This is a genomic window from Legionella cherrii, assembly GCF_900635815.1.
Taxonomy (GTDB): Bacteria; Pseudomonadota; Gammaproteobacteria; order Legionellales; family Legionellaceae; genus Legionella; species Legionella cherrii.
The window spans coordinates 3,642,932-3,658,461 of sequence record NZ_LR134173.1; the positions used below are offsets into that span (position 1 = coordinate 3,642,932).

The window sequence follows — 15,530 nt, forward strand, 5'->3', positions numbered from 1 at the left end:
TATACCATTATTATTAAGAAATTATTAATTTATTACTCCGAGCGAAGATAAGGATATGATGAATGGCTCAGACTTTAAAACCTTACTGCATGAATAAATTTCGAAATACCAATTAAGTAAGGTATAATTTTCCGACCCAATTGGGATTGTGTTCCACGGAGAATTGCATGCAAAAAAAAACACCCTTGTTGCTCATGATCTTAGACGGCTGGGGATATAACAAAAATAATAAATATAATGCGATCGCCCAAGCCAATACACCACAATGGGATGAATGGTGGAACAATTGCCCCCATATTCTTTTGCACGCTTCGGGGTATGCTGTTGGTTTACCTGATGAGCAAATGGGTAATTCCGAAGTAGGGCATATGCATATAGGTGCAGGGCGAGTCATCCAACAAGACTTTACTCGCATCAACGAAAGCATAAAAAATGGAGAGTTCGCCAACAACACCATTTTTCGTGAGGTAATAACCACCCTAAAGAAAAACAATAAGTCATTGCATATTATGGGTTTGTTTTCTCCAGGAGGAGTACACAGCCACGAACAACACTTATTTGCCTTACTTGATTTATGTGCACAACAACAATTCACTTCGGTATATTTACACTTATTTTTAGATGGCCGGGATACACCGCCACAAAGTGCCTTAGATAGTTTAGAACGACTCAATAGCAAATTAAAAATACATCCAGTGGCTCGAATTTGTTCTATTAGTGGGCGCTATTATGCAATGGACAGAGACAATCGTTGGGAGAGAATAGAACCAGTCTATACTTTATTAACCCAAGGCCACAGCCAGCATCATTTCCAAGATGCCGAAGCAGCAATCAAGTCTTATTATCAACAAAATCTGTCTGATGAATTCATACCGCCTACCCTTATAGGTGAAAAAAAAGCAATAGAAGATGGCGATGCTGTTTTGTTCTATAATTTTCGTGCAGACAGAGCGCGACAATTAACCACGGCTTTTATTGATCCAACATTTAAAAAATTCAACCGCACGGTGCAACCGCAATTATCCTATTTTGTCAGCATGACCCAATATGATAAAAATCTACCAACTTCCCAGGCCTTTCCACCGATTCCTTTAAATAATACCTTAGGTGAAGTTATTGCAGAGTACGGGTTAAGTCAATTACGTATTGCAGAAACAGAAAAATATGCCCATGTAACCTTTTTCTTCAATGGTGGGAACGAAAACGTTTTTTCGAATGAAGAGAGAATTCTCATTCCCTCTCCTAAAGTCGCCACCTATGATTTACAACCAGAAATGAGCGCCCCCCAATTAACAGAGAGTTTGGTCGAAGCAATTAACAGTCAAGCCTATGACGTCATTATTTGCAATTATGCCAATGCCGACATGGTAGGACATAGTGGCAATTTTCAGGCTACAATTCGTGCCATAGAATGCCTTGATCAATGCATGAGCAAAGTGTGGCATGCACTAGCTCAACAAGACGGTAAACTGCTCATTACAGCGGATCATGGTAATGCTGAAGAAATGTTTGACGAAACAACACATCAAGCACATACTGCTCATACCAGTGAACCTGTACCACTAGTATATGTAGGGGGGCATTGGCATTTTACACGTAGTGAAGGAAGCTTAATTGATATCGCACCAACCATGTTGGCCTTGCTTGGTATTACTCCTCCAGCGGAAATGACAGGACATCAATTGTTAGAAAAAGATACTCATGAATAAACGGAATTATTTAATTTCTCATGACTTATGTCAGTCAAATGCTAAAAATTCCCCTTTTTATCATTTGATAGCTGCGAAGCAAAAACGAAAACCCACTCGATGGACTAATCAACACTCGAGTGCTCTCTCTTTCAGTGGATTACTCTTTGGTATGTTGTTTTGCTTTGGAGTTTATGCAGAATCTTCTACCGTACTCCAAACACAAAATAAGTTAAAACAATTAGAGGCTCAAATTAACAGCCTCCAAAAAACGTTAAACTCTGCACACGACAAACGCGGTATTTTAAATAAAGAATTATCAGAGACTGAAAAGCAAATCGGTGAAGGGATTCGCAAACTCCGCTCCATTCAAGAAGATATCAAGAACAAAGAAAATAAAATTGCTGACTTGCAAAAGCAAGTAAATGAGTTAAATCAACAACTTATTACCCAACAACAATTATTAGCGAATCACGTACGTGCACGCTATCAAATGGGTGAGTATCAATCACTTAAATTACTGCTCAATCAAGATGATCCCAATAAGGTCAGCCGGATTTTAACCTATTACCAATATATCGTTAAGTCACGACAACTATTGATTGAAAAAATAGATAAAACTCGTGCACGTTTAAGTGAGAGCAAAGAAAAACTTCGTGAAGAACTTAATGCGAACAGGCAACTTAAAACGGAGCTTACTAAGCATCAAGAACAACTGCAACAAAATAAAAGTTATCATACTACGTTAATTCAATCTTTGAATCATGAAATTCAAGATAAACAAAACAGGTTAAGAGAGGTACGAAAAAATAAAGAGAATTTGGCCCGTTTGCTGAAGTCATTAGCACAACAAAGCATTACTCAAAAGGACAAACCGTTTCATCAAACAAGCAGTCCATTTAGCCAAATGCGCAAAAAATTGCCGCTCCCAGTCCAGAGCCAGAGCCGATCCTTACGTAAAATGAATCAAGGAGTGACATTTTTTGCCGAGGAAGGAGCCGTAGTTACTGCCGTTTATCCAGGAAAAGTAGTATTTAGCGACTGGCTGAAGGGATATGGATTATTGATTATTATTGATCACGGACAGGGTTTTATGACCTTGTATGCTCACAATCAATCCCTATTCAAAAGCAAAGGTCAGTATGTACGTCAAAATGAACAAATTGCAAGTGTTGGTCATAGCGGCGGAATTAAACAAAACGGTCTATACTTTGAAATAAGACTAAGGGGAAAGGCAATTCCACCACTTAATTGGTTATCATAAGTGAACCCTGGCACCTTAATTGCATTTCAATAATTATAATAAAAGAAGATGGCTTATGTTGTAGCCTTGCATCTGAGGAGATCGCTATGTTGATAAGAAAACTGTATCCATGCACGCTTGCGATAGTATACGCTTTTACTCTTATGTTACCTCTGACTGGCTTTGCAGATGATGAAACTAATACTTCTACAAACTCCAATGCCACTTCTAAAGCAGTTCCTTTAGAAGATGTTCAACGATTTTCCAATGCAATCGGTGAGATTAAAAAATATTACGTTAAACCTGTCGATGATAAAGAACTCTTTGATAACGCCATTCGTGGCATGCTCAATGGTCTTGATCCTCACTCCAGCTATCTGGATGAAGAGGAATTTAAAGAGCTGCAAACATCAACTAGCGGTGAATTTGGTGGGTTAGGATTAGAAGTGACTATGGAAGACGGCGTTGTCAAAGTAGTTACTCCTCTGGTGGATACCCCAGCATTTAAAGCGGGCATTAAATCCGGAGACTATATTATTAAATTAGGTAAAGAGTCCGTTCAAGGTCTCTCACTTAAAGATGCAGTCAACTTAATGCGCGGTAAAGCTGGAAGCACCATTCAGTTGACCGTATTACGCAAAGGAGTTAACAAAGCACTTACTTTTGACTTAGTACGCGAAGTGATTCAAATTAAGAGCGTACAGAGTAAATTGCTCGCCCCAGGCTATGGTTATATCCGTTTAACTCAATTCCAGGCATTAACTGGAAAAGATATGCTGCAAGCCATTGATCGGCTAAAACAACAATCTGGCGGAAACTTAAAAGGTCTCGTACTGGATTTACGTAACAACCCAGGAGGCTTGCTTGATTCAGCCATTCAGGTTTCTGATGCATTCCTTGGTAAAGACAAATCAGGCAAACCCGAAACAATCGTTTCAACAAAAGGGCGTTTACCTGGTTCAGACTTTACCGCCTTATCCAAAGGTATCGATGTTTTGCATAATGCACCGATGGTTGTATTAATCAATAATGGTTCTGCATCTGCAGCTGAAATTGTAGCTGGTGCGCTTAAAGACAATAAACGAGCCGTTATTTTAGGTACAACGAGTTTTGGTAAAGGTTCAGTACAAACCGTATTACCCCTGGATGACAAAACCGGGATTAAATTAACTACTGCTCTTTATTACACTCCTTCTGGAACCTCAATTCAAGCTAAGGGTATTGTGCCTGATATCGTAGTCAATGAGATGGAGATTCCCAAGACTGCTGCCAAGTCTTCTGATCTTACTGGATTTAGTGAAGCCAATCTTAATGGCCACTTGATTAATAAGAACAATGAGGAAAATAAAGCGAAAACGGCTAAAGCTCAAATAGACGATTTAATGCATAACGACTATCAACTTTATGCTGCATTAACTGTCTTGGAAGGTATGTCTTTAGCCAACAGATAATTATCAGTTTGCAATAGAAAAAGAGGAGCCATGGGGTTGGATTGTAATCTGACCTTCCAGGCTCCTCTTTTTTACTTAAATGAGTAGCCTGTTTGCTCGCAATCGAGAATGAAGCTACCTCAAGCGGAATCAATGATCGTATTATATAAATCCTGGTTACATCATTTTGGCGGCAAATAGGAAACAACCGTCTTAGATAGGTCATTCGTCAATGGTGTGTTAGCCTTAACACCATCAGCAGTAGCACGATTATTGACGCAAAATAATCCAAAAGTCATCAATCTGGAGTGTTGTTTTTCGACATGTTCGCTTGGTACAACAGCCGTAGCTGCTCTCTCTTCCTCAGGATCACTATCTCTCCAGTTAATGTGCAGGATGGGTTGTTTCGTAGTCCAATAAAAAATGCTTTGAAAATGTTCAATGATTCTTGCATTCCACAGATCACCGTAATGACCACTCCATTCTGTACTGACAAACGTTTGATTTAAATATGCAATTCTGCCACCGACCATTGTAGCTCGCCTTGAGGCGCTCCCTGAAGCACCAGGAATATACAGGGAATCTGCGATGCCATCGTGTCCATGTGGATTGAGTTTTTTACTAAATGTTATTCCAATAAAACCCGTCTTATGATCAAATACAAAATCAATAAATCCCAGCTCTCTTCCTTCAGTTATGCCTAAACTCAAGACTTTGAAATCTACAGGTTGCTTAGAAGATCTGCTCCTTATCATACCTAAAGGATATCCAAAACGCTCACCTAAGATAATTGAGATTACACCTTTTTTATTACCCAGATGGGTGTTTGCAACCACTTGCTTCAGAAGATCATCTTTACTTTGCATACAACCTCCTCTTCTCCTTGAAAAGAATGTCTACACTATGACTTAATTTTATGCCATCGATATTAAGGCAAGATTAAGGAAATGAAGTCAGCGAGGTTGTAAGCGAATAGCCCGGTTGCTCGCAACCGGGAATGAGGGGAACTTTAATCAGGCAGTAAGAATCTGCTTTTTATAAGAAACGCCATTTTTATCTAAGTTAAATGTACCCATTACCCCTGTCCCTGATTCAAGAGCTAAAAGATGTGTTGCAACCGCTTGGGATGAAAAATCAGAATGCGTCTTCATCGCCAGCTGAGCACTACTATGAATCAGATGGAATATATCAAAAGCATATCCTGCTTCACTAACAGGGTGACTGAAATATTCCTGTTTAAATTGAGCAATAAATTCTGGTTTCACCGATTGAGTCAAAACAGCAGCTTGTTTGTGATTGGGACTTTGGGCTAAGAAATTATTTTTTCCATCAGCAATGATTGAATCATCAGTCAGACAAAAATGAATGAGCTTATTTTTTTTTGCTAAAGGTGCGACTAAAGCGCCACTTTCTGTACCTTCAGTTACCAAGACATTAATGTGGTGTGCATCAATAAATTTTTGCACGGTTTTTGCTGCATTCGCAGAATTCGGCATTTTATCTAAAGTATAAAATTCGTAATTAATCTCAGAAGATTTTAATTGATCACGTGCGATTTCCATTGCCCCCAACATATTCCTGCCAATAAACGCAGATTCGTTAGAAAAAGGAGCATAAATACCAACATTGATTGTCATTTTGGTTTTATTAGTAGCGCTACTGATGTCAGATGCAGCCTCACAAAATCCTACTGCCATTAGCGATAAGAAAAAAGCACCTAAAATAGCATACAATTTTGATAAAAAAAGTTTCATATTCATCATCCTTATTGATTAGACTCAATTGCTATTACCTTCATAGGAGTACTGAGTCCCTTTCCTACTTGCCCCATTACCATTAGTTTCCCTTCTCCCCACAGGGGAGAGGGTGCCCTTTAGGGCAGATGAGGGTATTGATTTCCCTCACCACTACCCCTCTCCCACAAGTGGGAGAGGGGATTCTTTGTAACTTAATGGCAGCGCCTACTTGCCCCTCTCACTGTCTCACTCCGGATAAGCAGAATGCAGCTTGGAGTGAGAATTTATTTGATAGCTCCTAGGAACAATAAATTCATTTTGCTATGAATAGAATCTAAATACAATGGTTGGGATTTAATAATAATTATGCGATAATCTTCACAAACTGATATTTTTTAGATTACAATGAATTATATTAAATCAACCGCCTTCCTGGTCAGCCTGCTTTTTTTCTCTGCTACTCAAGCTAATGTTCAATCTTATTTTGATCAAATAAAAAATGATCCGAATTCTTTATATACATTCTTTAAAAACATGCCTAAAGGTGGAGAGTTACATTATCATTTATCTGGAGGTGCCTACCCAGAAGTGATGTTGGAACTGACCTCTAAAGATAATTATTGCTTGAATACAAGCAATTGGACGGCCAGTAAAAATCCATCTGTTTGTAAAGGGGTAGAGACAAAAGATTTGTTTAATCATCCAGAACTTTATGCCAGCACTGTCAGAAGCTGGTCTATGAAAGATTTTGTGCCAGGGAAGGAATCAGGCCACGATCATTTTTTCAACTCATTCTATAAGTTCAATGCCATAGTTGCAGATCATCAGCCCGAACTCCTTGCATCAGTCATGCAAACCGCAGCACTACAAAATGAACGCTATATGGAAGTGATGATCTTACCTGATAATGCCCATTCAGTCAGTTTTGGTGATAAGCTCAAGAACACTACTTCATTTAGCCAAAAAAGAAAGGTACTCTTGGAAAACCAAGACTTTCAAAATAATGTCAATTACACTGTAGTGGAATCAAATCGTATTTTGCAACAAGCACGACAAGAGCTAGGTTGCGATACCAATCCAGAAAAAAAAGCCTGCCAAATAAAAATTAAATTTTTATACTATTCGCTGCGAGAACAATCTCTAGATAACTTGTTTGCACAAACACTTAACGCGTTTGAAGCTGTAGATCAATCCATACGAAGTAAGGGCGCTCTTGTTGGTGTTAATTTAGTACAGCCCGAAGACGGGATGATCTCTTTACGAGACTATCACAAACAAATGCAAATATACCAATACCTACACAAGCGATACCCTCAAGTTAATATTGCCTTACATGCTGGAGAATTAACTCAAGAAATTGTTACCCCGGAAGATTTAAATTACCACATTCGAGATGCACTCCTTACTGGCCAAGCACAAAGAATTGGACATGGAGTAGATATTGCTCATGAAAATAATGCAAAGAGTACCTTAGACTACATGGCAAAACATCATAAGCCAGTAGAAATTAATCTCATCAGCAATCTAAAAATATTAAAAGTCTCGGGTTCAAACCATCCGCTGAATTTTTATCTTAAACATGAGGTCCCAGTTGTCTTGTCTACTGATGATGAAGGCATCTTGCGAACCAATCTCACACAACAATATGTAGAAGCTGCATTGAATCATGGGCTGGATTATCCCACATTAAAACAAATCAATAGGAATGCACTCACCTATTCATTTTTACCGGGTAAAAGCATATGGTCTGCCCCTGACAAGGCCCTATTAATTGACGATTGCCAAGATCTAGAAAGCAAAAGTTGCCAACTATTTATCAAAACTAGTGAGAAAGCCCAATTACAATGGGAGTTAGAACAAAAACTGCATGCATTTGAAAATAAATTTTAGTGTTTCACAGGAGCTAAGGTCGGGCCTTGGCCCGACAACTCCTTGAGCATTTCTGTTAAATTAGTTTATTAGTAAGTTTTGTAGAAATAAAAGATCAGTTCAGCTGGATACTTACATCAGGCCAACTCGAAGCAATTATATTGTCGGGCCAAGGCCCGACTTACTTTTGCAAAAGGCTATTACCAGGTATTTGTAAAACTAATTCAAATCAAGATTTAAAAGGATTACGTAAAATAATTGTCGAATCGCGCTCAGGTCCAGTTGATAATAAATGAATTGGAACATTGAGCAGATTCTCTATTCGTTTTAAATAAGCCAGGGCATTAGCAGGCAAGTCGCTCATATTCGTGACATCAGCAGTAGACTCTTGCCAACCAGGCATTTCTTCATAAACCGGCTCTAAACCTTGGAAGTCAGCAGCTGCTTGAGGAGGACGAGAGATTAAATTACCCTTTTCATCTTTATAGGCAACTGCAATACGTAACACGTCTAATTTATCCAAAACATCAAGCTTTGTGATGCATAATCCCGTGATACTGTTTAACTCAATTGAACGCTTTAACAAAACTGCATCAAACCAGCCACAGCGTCTGGGTCTTCCAGTAACCGCACCAAACTCCTGGCCACGCTCGGCAATTTGTTTACCAACCTCATCAAAGAGTTCTGTTGGGAAAGGCCCTCCCCCAACTCGAGTGGTATAAGCTTTGGTGATTCCTAAAACATAGTCAATGTATTTTGGACCAAATCCTGCACCATTAACTACCGAACCAACACAGGTGTTTGATGAAGTCACAAAAGGATATGTTCCATGGTCAATGTCTAGATAAACCCCTTGGGCTCCCTCAAATAAAATATTATCGCCCCGCTCTCTATGCTCATGCAAACAAGCAGAAACGTCACAAACCATGGGCCTTAATTCTTCAGCCCATTGCAGCGCTGAATCTAATAAAGGTTGAAAAGCTACAGCAGGTTGCTTGAAATATTGCGTCAATAGAAAATTATAATAATCTAAAAGATCCGCTAATTTTGTTGCAAAGCGGTCAGGATGAAATAAGTCACTGACTTTTAATGCACGGCGGGCAATCTTATCCTCATAAGCTGGGCCTATGCCACGTCCGGTAGTACCAATGGCTGAATTTCCCATATGTGTTTCACGCGCTTTATCCATGGCAACATGACAAGGAAGAATCAGTGGACAAGCCATACTAATACGTAAGCGGGAACGCACATCAATTCCACTTTGTTCCAGTTCTTTAATTTCTCCCAATAGGGCATCGGGTGAGAGAACTACTCCATTAGCAATGTAACAAGTCACATGGGGTCTCAGCATCCCTGAGGGAATAAGACGTAGAACAGTTTTCACTCCATTAATTTTTAAGGTGTGGCCTGCATTATGGCCGCCTTGATAGCGGACAACAACCTGCGCATCTTGGGTTAATAAATCGACAATTTTACCTTTGCCTTCATCGCCCCACTGTGTTCCTAAAACAACAACGTTTTTACCCATGATCAACTCTTAAATTTACAAAATGCTATTCGCCACTCTAAATTGAGAACCTGAGAACTCAATTTCAACAAAATTTGTAACTGCACTCTTCTGCCTCAATTCCCTAAAGGTACATCTCAAATGAAAACATTCTAAAAAATGCTCACATAGTCAGTATGTCTGCCATTCCAGAGTACTCTTTGCTCAACCTGCCACAAATTATGTAGTGTTCTCCAAGATTTTGGTATAGAGGTGAATAGTTACCAAAACCCAACATTATAGTTACTTTTTAGCAGGTACACCATCATTTTTTGGTGTAGCTTGCTTAAAATAATCAAAAAATGCACTGCTTTGATCCAATACCAAAATATCTTTTCTGCTTTTAAAACTCCCTTCATAGGCAAGCAAGCTACGATATAAAGCAAAAAAATCCTTATTTTTACTGTAGGCATCTGTATAGATCGACGCCGCTTGTGCTTTCCCAATGGCTCGTACTTTTTGTGCATTACTGCGGGTTTTTGCTAACAAGACCATCACATCAGCGTCGGCCTTAGCTTTTATCTCTTCAGCAGCGGCTTGACCATCAGCACGGTGTTTATTGGCAATTTTTTGCATATCCGCCCGCATCCGTTGATAAATGGCGTTGCTGGTATTGGCTGGTAGTTCAATTCCTTTAATGCGTACATCAACCACGTTAATACCTAACCCGCCTGCTTGTTTTTGAGCTGCTTTACGCAACAATTCCATGACATCATCACGACCACCCGATACGACTTCAGGAATGGTACGTTTACCAAACTGAGCACGTAATAATGTATTTAATTGTTGCTCCAGTAATGTTTCCGCCTTAAATTCATTGCCACCTGTGGATTTAAAATATTGAGCCAAATCGGTAATGTGCCATTTGACATAATAATCTACCATAACGTCCTTTTTTTCTTTGGTGACAATACGGGTCGACTTAATATCCATAGTTTGAATACGCGTATCAAAAATACGTACGTTTTCGATAAATGGTACTTTAAAATGCAATCCAGGATTCAATACTTTAACCTTATCAGTCAAGTCATCATTAACCAAACGGCCTAAGCGTAAAAGAATTCCTTGTTGACCTTGTGTTATCGTAAATACACTGGTCACTAAAAATAGAAGTAGTAAAAAGATCAAAATGCCAAGGGCTCTACCCGTAGTTTTCATTGTTAATTTCTCCCTTGTCGATAAACAGGTCTGGTGAGCTCACGACCATCGACCAAGTTCTCTGTCTCATTGGATTCATCACTCTCCGCTTTGTCATTTTTTGCGGTCTCAGTTGGAAAACCGGAGGACTTTCCAAATAACTTATCTAAAGGAAGATACAGCAAATTACCTGATTTACTATCGACTATGATCGTACTGCTCTTGCTTATAACTTTTTGCATTGTTTCCAAATACATGCGTTCTGCCATAACTTTTGGGGCAGCAGTGTATTGAGGAAGTAACGCTAAAAACTCAGAAACCTCCCCTTGGGCATTCAATACAAGCTGTTTGGAAAAAGCTTCAGCCTCTTGTTGGATCCGGCTCGCCTTCCCTTCTGCTATTGGAACAACTTTCGCGGCATAAGCAAGGGCTTGTTCTTTAAAGCGCTTTTCATCTTCTTGTGCTTTAATTGCATCGTCAAACGCATCTTGTACACTTTCAGGAGCACGTGCAGGCTGTGGTGCTACATTGACGATTACAATACCTGTTTTATATAAATCCAGAGTTTTTATCAAAGTCTCTTGAACTTGATTGCCCCAAACTTCACGTCCCTCCGTAATCATTTGATCCAGAGTAGTTGTCCCTACAACTTGTCTCAGCGCACTGGAGGTCGCTTGCTGCAAACTTTCCTCAGGATTAGCGACGTTAAATAAATATTCCTGCAAATCACCAATGCGATACTGCACTGCTAAGGATACAGAAACTAGATTTTCGTCACTCGTTAACATTTGTGCAGAATAAGAATAATCCAACACACGGTCCACATTCATAATAATTTTTGAAGAAATAATCCTTGGTATCCAATGTGGTCCGGAACCCACTGTTTCCACATATTTACCAAAACGAAGAATTACCGCTTGTTCTGCGGGATCAACAATAAAGACACCCGACAACACCCAGAGAATAAAAGCAACCAAAATTACAGTAAGCGCGATTAGACCACCATTCGATTTTTTGGAAGGCTCATTACCAATTTTGGTAGAACCTCCAAATAAAAACTTCTTCAATTTGTCATGAGCGCGTTTCAGCGCCTCATCCAAATCTGGAGGTTGATTTTTACCCTTCCAGGGATCTTTGCCTTTATCTGGCTCATTCCACCCCATGTACTACTCTCCCGGAGAATTTTAAGAAAATTAGAATTCTATGGGGTATATGAAGTTTAAGCAAGTTCTCCTGCTGTAATTAGCACAATCTGAAGGGTTAGTTTTTTCCATAAACTAAGTATGTCTAGCCAGTTGAGAGTACCTCATGGATTTAAATTTTTACTGGCATTTTCCTCTGAGATCAATATCCCAAATATCAACTACAATATCGTTTTCAGTAATAAAAAATTGATCAAATAAATTAATGGTTGGATCGCAATGAGGAACAATGAGCTCTAAAACCTCACCGTGATCAGGTAATTGAGCACCATTCACCGCAGTCACTTTACCATGCTCATCTCCAAAGCCGCCCCAATCATATTCCAGCCCCTGATGACTGATGATTTGGGGTTTATGTTGATCTACATAAATGGCTTTTGTGCCTGCATCAACAGTCACATGTTCTGTTCTGTTGTTACTGATAACTGTGGTTAAAAGGGTCATTGCCGGTTTAAAGGTATTAAATTGCCTCTCATTACTTTTCGAGCCAATCGTTGCATATTGAACATCCATAACTGTATAGGAACCCGGTTGAATCTCGGTTACTTCTGTCGCTTCAATATCAATATCATAAGTTCCTGTTCCACTTCCTGTAACTATGGGACAATTAAGACCCATTTCCCGAAAACTTTTTGCCAGATCACTCGCCATACACATGGTCTGTAATGATTTGCTCTTTCGTTCCCTAAAAGAGGGTATATGCTGTAAATTACCCGCATAACATTGAATTCCCATCAAATTTAACCAAGGGAATTGCCTCATTTCTAAAGCAAAATTTAAAGCGAATTCGGGTTTAACTCCGGTACGCCCTATCCCAGGGTCCACATCGACTAAGACATTGATCATTTTTTTATTGAGCTGACCTGCTTCATTTAAAGCAATCATATTTTCTTTATTGTCGACAACCACCAAAGTAAAAGGAGCTTTTTCCAGACACGAAATAAGCCTGGCAATTTTATTCTTTGTAACAATTGGTGAGGTAATCAGAATATTGGGTATTCCGTTTTGAATAAGAACTTCAGCCTCTGAAATTTTTGCTACGCTTACGCCTATTGCACCGTATTCTATCTGTAAGCGAGCTAATTGAGAGCATTTATGGGTTTTACAATGAGGTCTTATATGGATACTGTTTTCGATAGAATGTTTTCTCATAGTCTCCAAGTTAGATTTGAGAAGATTTTTATCAATGATTAAACAAGGGGTATCTAGCTCTGTTTTTTTTAGTCCTATAGCAGCTTTTGACATTTTATTCCTCTGAAAAACTAATCCGCGCTCAGCATCACCCGAACTCCCACATAAACCAATAAACCACCAAATACGCGGGTCAAAGTAGTTTGAAAATTAGTAAATATTTTTCGGATATTATTTGATTGCAGGAATAGAACGAGTAATGGCCAATAAAAGAACGATTCACTGACAAAAACCCCGGCAACTAAAGCTTTATCGCCAATCGATGCGTTAATGGAGACAAATTGAGTAAACAAACTCAGCAGAAAAACTGCAAGTTTTGGATTTAAAGCATTGCATAAAACCCCTTCAAAATAAGCCTTGGAAACAGTTATAGTGTGCAACGAAGAGCGGTCTTGATGCATACTTAGGGATTGTTTGGTTTTTAAACCTTTCAATCCCAGATAAATTAAATAGCATGCACCCGCATATTTAATGGTTGTATAAAGAACAATACTCTGAGTAATAACAAACGCCAACCCTAAAATACAATAAGTAGCATGAAAGAAACATCCAGTAACAACACCAAAAGCAGTGGCTAAAGCCTGACGTTTAGGATATAAAAAAGCGTTTTTTGTAACCAGTATAAAATCTGGACCAGGGCTAATCATGCCAATAAAACAAATCACTGTTAAAAGTAATACGCTAATATTCATAATCACTATTTAAAAAACTCGCAGATTGAGACTGATTTTAATTTAATGCGCATACCACGTCCATTCATAAGCTTCTCTTGTAGAGGGTCGTTTTCCATCGCCTCCACCAAAGCCTTGTTGAAAAGGTGTATGTCATTACCGCGAAAGCGGGAATCCAACCATTGGGCACTATGCCTCATTTGACAGTAGATTTCTGCTTTCACAGGAATGACAAATGTTCAGTTTGGGATTTATTCTATTATCCAAACTATTTATTCAATAAAGCGACTACCAATGAAACGGATTGCTATGAATTAATTACTGGATTTACAGCCGATTCTTCACTGCTGGGATGGAGTCCTCCAGTTGAATTTTCAATTGGCTCATGCATCTCCATTTTAGGCAAAGTCTTAAACATATCATCATAGATAATCTGAGTCCTAGTTCCGGGATGATGACGAGCGTATTGTTTTACTGTTTCCCAATTACATTTTCCCTCGGCAATCAACCAACGCATAGTACTCCAAGGATTGGTCATTCTTTGGTTCTCATATGCTTCATTATATCGTCGGACAAATTCTGCATAGAGTTTAAAAGGAGGTTCATCACCTTTTAAGGGTACTGCCGCAGCCGTTGGTAATACTGGGCTATCCATGTTCCCTTCTTGCCGACGGCTGTATTTGCGGGTGACTAACCGCTCTATTACAAAAGCTGCATCACTAGGTTTACCAAAAAGCTGTCGTAAAGTGCTCCCCCAAGAATGATCGACATAAATTATGTCATGTAATGCACTGTCTTCCACATGACATCTGCTTACAAAAGGATCAACTAATTCAGGTCTATTATCCATGTAACTATCGATTTCTTTGAGCAAATCACTACGTTTGCTCGCTAATAATTGGCACAGCTCCTTGTTTCGTGGTGGCTCGGCTCCACGACAAAGCAACATAGCCACCCCTCTAAGTAAATCCTTATTGTCCTGCTCACGGAACAATCGTTTACAAAGCACATCCATTGCATTATCGCCTCGTTCCTCATCTGGACAAGGCATGTTTTCCGCCTCCAACTTCAACCTTTCTGTGGGTGCCTCATCCAATAAACCTTCAAGTGCCTTTATTTTACCTTTTCGTGCCGCTAAGATCAGTGGGGTATCTTTCCGCACTCCTACAGGATTAGCCAAATCAGCCCCTGCTCTGATTAAATTAACCACCCCAGAAACAAAATCCAATGCTATAGCTTGATGTAAAGGCTGAAAAGGTATACGGGCTTCTTTAATGCGAGTCGTTGCATTCACTTCAGGATTCAACGCTAAAATTTTTGTTAATAATTCACGATTTTTAGTTTGTAATGTTAAAGACAATAAAGTACGCCCATCTTCATCGCGCTTATTGACATCAAATTCATAAGCATCCAAAAGATGCAGAGCCAGCTGAACTTTGCCAGCAGCAATTGCTTGATGCAAGGGCAGACCAATATTTTTATCGCGGACTTTACTGAGAATCAAATCAATAAACTCTGTTAAATCCGACGGGATTCCCTTATCAACAGAATCTTCATTTTTTCTCTGGTGTTGTTCAATCAAATAGTTCAGAACAGTCATTTGAACACCACCTGCAATCCAGAATGGATGCTCAAGATAACTCTTATCGTCGAGCAGCTTCTTTTCAATGAATTTTTTAAATTCTTCTAGTCCTAATTTTAGAGCTGCATTTATTTCAATGATAAATTCCATGTTACGTCCCCTGTAGTGTTACTTCCAGATTTATATTACACATTGGACAATAGAAGATCAAAAGAATAGTTAAAATTTCTACAAT

12 protein-coding genes are annotated in these 15,530 nt (G+C 39.1%); 4 read left to right on the forward strand and 8 right to left on the reverse strand.

Features of this window, described 5'->3' with window-relative positions; genetic code table 11:
* The first annotated feature begins 167 nt into the window (after nt 1–167).
* The 3 genes from gpmI (at nt 168) to EL022_RS15635 (ending at nt 4,382) form a co-directional block, all read left to right on the forward strand.
* Entirely contained in the window at nt 168–1,709 is a 1,542-nt protein-coding gene (gene gpmI, locus EL022_RS15625) for a 2,3-bisphosphoglycerate-independent phosphoglycerate mutase (RefSeq protein WP_028381018.1), read from the forward strand.
* A gap of 151 nt (nt 1,710–1,860) precedes the next feature.
* Entirely contained in the window at nt 1,861–2,952 is a 1,092-nt protein-coding gene (locus tag EL022_RS15630) for a murein hydrolase activator EnvC family protein (RefSeq protein ID WP_237761222.1), read from the forward strand.
* 86 nt (nt 2,953–3,038) lie between these two features.
* Complete coding sequence (locus tag EL022_RS15635; RefSeq protein ID WP_028381016.1) at nt 3,039–4,382, forward strand: S41 family peptidase; 1,344 nt, start codon at nt 3,039–3,041, stop codon at nt 4,380–4,382.
* A 161-nt stretch (nt 4,383–4,543) separates the two neighbouring features.
* On the opposite strand, the gene EL022_RS15640 is transcribed toward EL022_RS15635, so the two are convergent.
* Complete coding sequence (locus EL022_RS15640) at nt 4,544–5,227, reverse strand: polymorphic toxin type 43 domain-containing protein (RefSeq protein WP_028381015.1); 684 nt, start codon at nt 5,225–5,227, stop codon at nt 4,544–4,546.
* A gap of 147 nt (nt 5,228–5,374) precedes the next feature.
* Nucleotides 5,375–6,115, reverse strand: a complete 741-nt coding sequence (locus EL022_RS15645) for a type 1 periplasmic-binding domain-containing protein (protein ID WP_028381014.1) — start codon at nt 6,113–6,115, stop codon at nt 5,375–5,377.
* Between the two features lie 387 nt (nt 6,116–6,502).
* Here EL022_RS15645 and EL022_RS15650 point away from each other — a divergent pair, with 387 nt between their 5' ends.
* Nucleotides 6,503–7,987 (forward strand): adenosine deaminase family protein, encoded by a 1,485-nt coding sequence (locus EL022_RS15650; RefSeq protein ID WP_028381013.1) that lies wholly within the window; start codon nt 6,503–6,505, stop codon nt 7,985–7,987.
* Nucleotides 7,988–8,195: 208 nt separating this feature from the next.
* On the opposite strand, the gene EL022_RS15655 is transcribed toward EL022_RS15650, so the two are convergent.
* The 6 genes from EL022_RS15655 to ankC form a co-directional block, all read right to left on the reverse strand.
* Nucleotides 8,196–9,494 carry an adenylosuccinate synthase gene (locus EL022_RS15655; RefSeq protein WP_028381012.1) on the reverse strand — a complete coding sequence of 433 codons (1,299 nt, stop codon included), beginning with the start codon at nt 9,492–9,494 and terminating at the stop codon, nt 8,196–8,198.
* A 261-nt stretch (nt 9,495–9,755) separates the two neighbouring features.
* A complete protein-coding gene (gene hflC / locus EL022_RS15660; protein WP_028381011.1) occupies nt 9,756–10,670 on the reverse strand; it encodes a protease modulator HflC in 915 nt (304 codons plus the stop codon).
* A gap of 2 nt (nt 10,671–10,672) precedes the next feature.
* Nucleotides 10,673–11,812 (reverse strand): FtsH protease activity modulator HflK, encoded by a 1,140-nt coding sequence (gene hflK, locus EL022_RS15665; protein WP_028381010.1) that lies wholly within the window; start codon nt 11,810–11,812, stop codon nt 10,673–10,675.
* 159 nt (nt 11,813–11,971) lie between these two features.
* The gene (locus tag EL022_RS15670) at nt 11,972–13,096 is read right to left on the reverse strand and encodes a DSD1 family PLP-dependent enzyme (protein WP_028381009.1); all 1,125 of its coding nucleotides are present in this window, start codon (nt 13,094–13,096) and stop codon (nt 11,972–11,974) included.
* Between the two features lie 17 nt (nt 13,097–13,113).
* Complete coding sequence (locus EL022_RS15675) at nt 13,114–13,734, reverse strand: LysE family translocator (RefSeq protein WP_028381008.1); 621 nt, start codon at nt 13,732–13,734, stop codon at nt 13,114–13,116.
* 286 nt (nt 13,735–14,020) lie between these two features.
* Entirely contained in the window at nt 14,021–15,445 is a 1,425-nt protein-coding gene (gene ankC, locus EL022_RS15680; RefSeq protein WP_028381007.1) for a Dot/Icm T4SS effector AnkC/LegA12, read from the reverse strand.
* Nucleotides 15,446–15,530 lie beyond the last annotated feature (85 nt).

What these genes read in the sequence shown, in the direction of transcription:
- gpmI (WP_028381018.1), top strand. Translation starts at nt 168, where the DNA reads ATGCAAAAAAAAACACCCTTGTTGCTCATGATCTTAGACGGCTGGGGA.
- EL022_RS15630 (WP_237761222.1), top strand. Translation starts at nt 1,861, where the DNA reads ATGTTGTTTTGCTTTGGAGTTTATGCAGAATCTTCTACCGTACTCCAA.
- EL022_RS15635 (WP_028381016.1), top strand. Translation starts at nt 3,039, where the DNA reads ATGTTGATAAGAAAACTGTATCCATGCACGCTTGCGATAGTATACGCT.
- EL022_RS15640 (WP_028381015.1), bottom strand. Translation starts at nt 5,227, where the DNA reads ATGCAAAGTAAAGATGATCTTCTGAAGCAAGTGGTTGCAAACACCCAT.
- EL022_RS15645 (WP_028381014.1), bottom strand. Translation starts at nt 6,115, where the DNA reads ATGAAACTTTTTTTATCAAAATTGTATGCTATTTTAGGTGCTTTTTTC.
- EL022_RS15650 (WP_028381013.1), top strand. Translation starts at nt 6,503, where the DNA reads ATGAATTATATTAAATCAACCGCCTTCCTGGTCAGCCTGCTTTTTTTC.
- EL022_RS15655 (WP_028381012.1), bottom strand. Translation starts at nt 9,494, where the DNA reads ATGGGTAAAAACGTTGTTGTTTTAGGAACACAGTGGGGCGATGAAGGC.
- hflC (WP_028381011.1), bottom strand. Translation starts at nt 10,670, where the DNA reads ATGAAAACTACGGGTAGAGCCCTTGGCATTTTGATCTTTTTACTACTT.
- hflK (WP_028381010.1), bottom strand. Translation starts at nt 11,812, where the DNA reads ATGGGGTGGAATGAGCCAGATAAAGGCAAAGATCCCTGGAAGGGTAAA.
- EL022_RS15670 (WP_028381009.1), bottom strand. Translation starts at nt 13,096, where the DNA reads ATGTCAAAAGCTGCTATAGGACTAAAAAAAACAGAGCTAGATACCCCT.
- EL022_RS15675 (WP_028381008.1), bottom strand. Translation starts at nt 13,734, where the DNA reads ATGAATATTAGCGTATTACTTTTAACAGTGATTTGTTTTATTGGCATG.
- ankC (WP_028381007.1), bottom strand. Translation starts at nt 15,445, where the DNA reads ATGGAATTTATCATTGAAATAAATGCAGCTCTAAAATTAGGACTAGAA.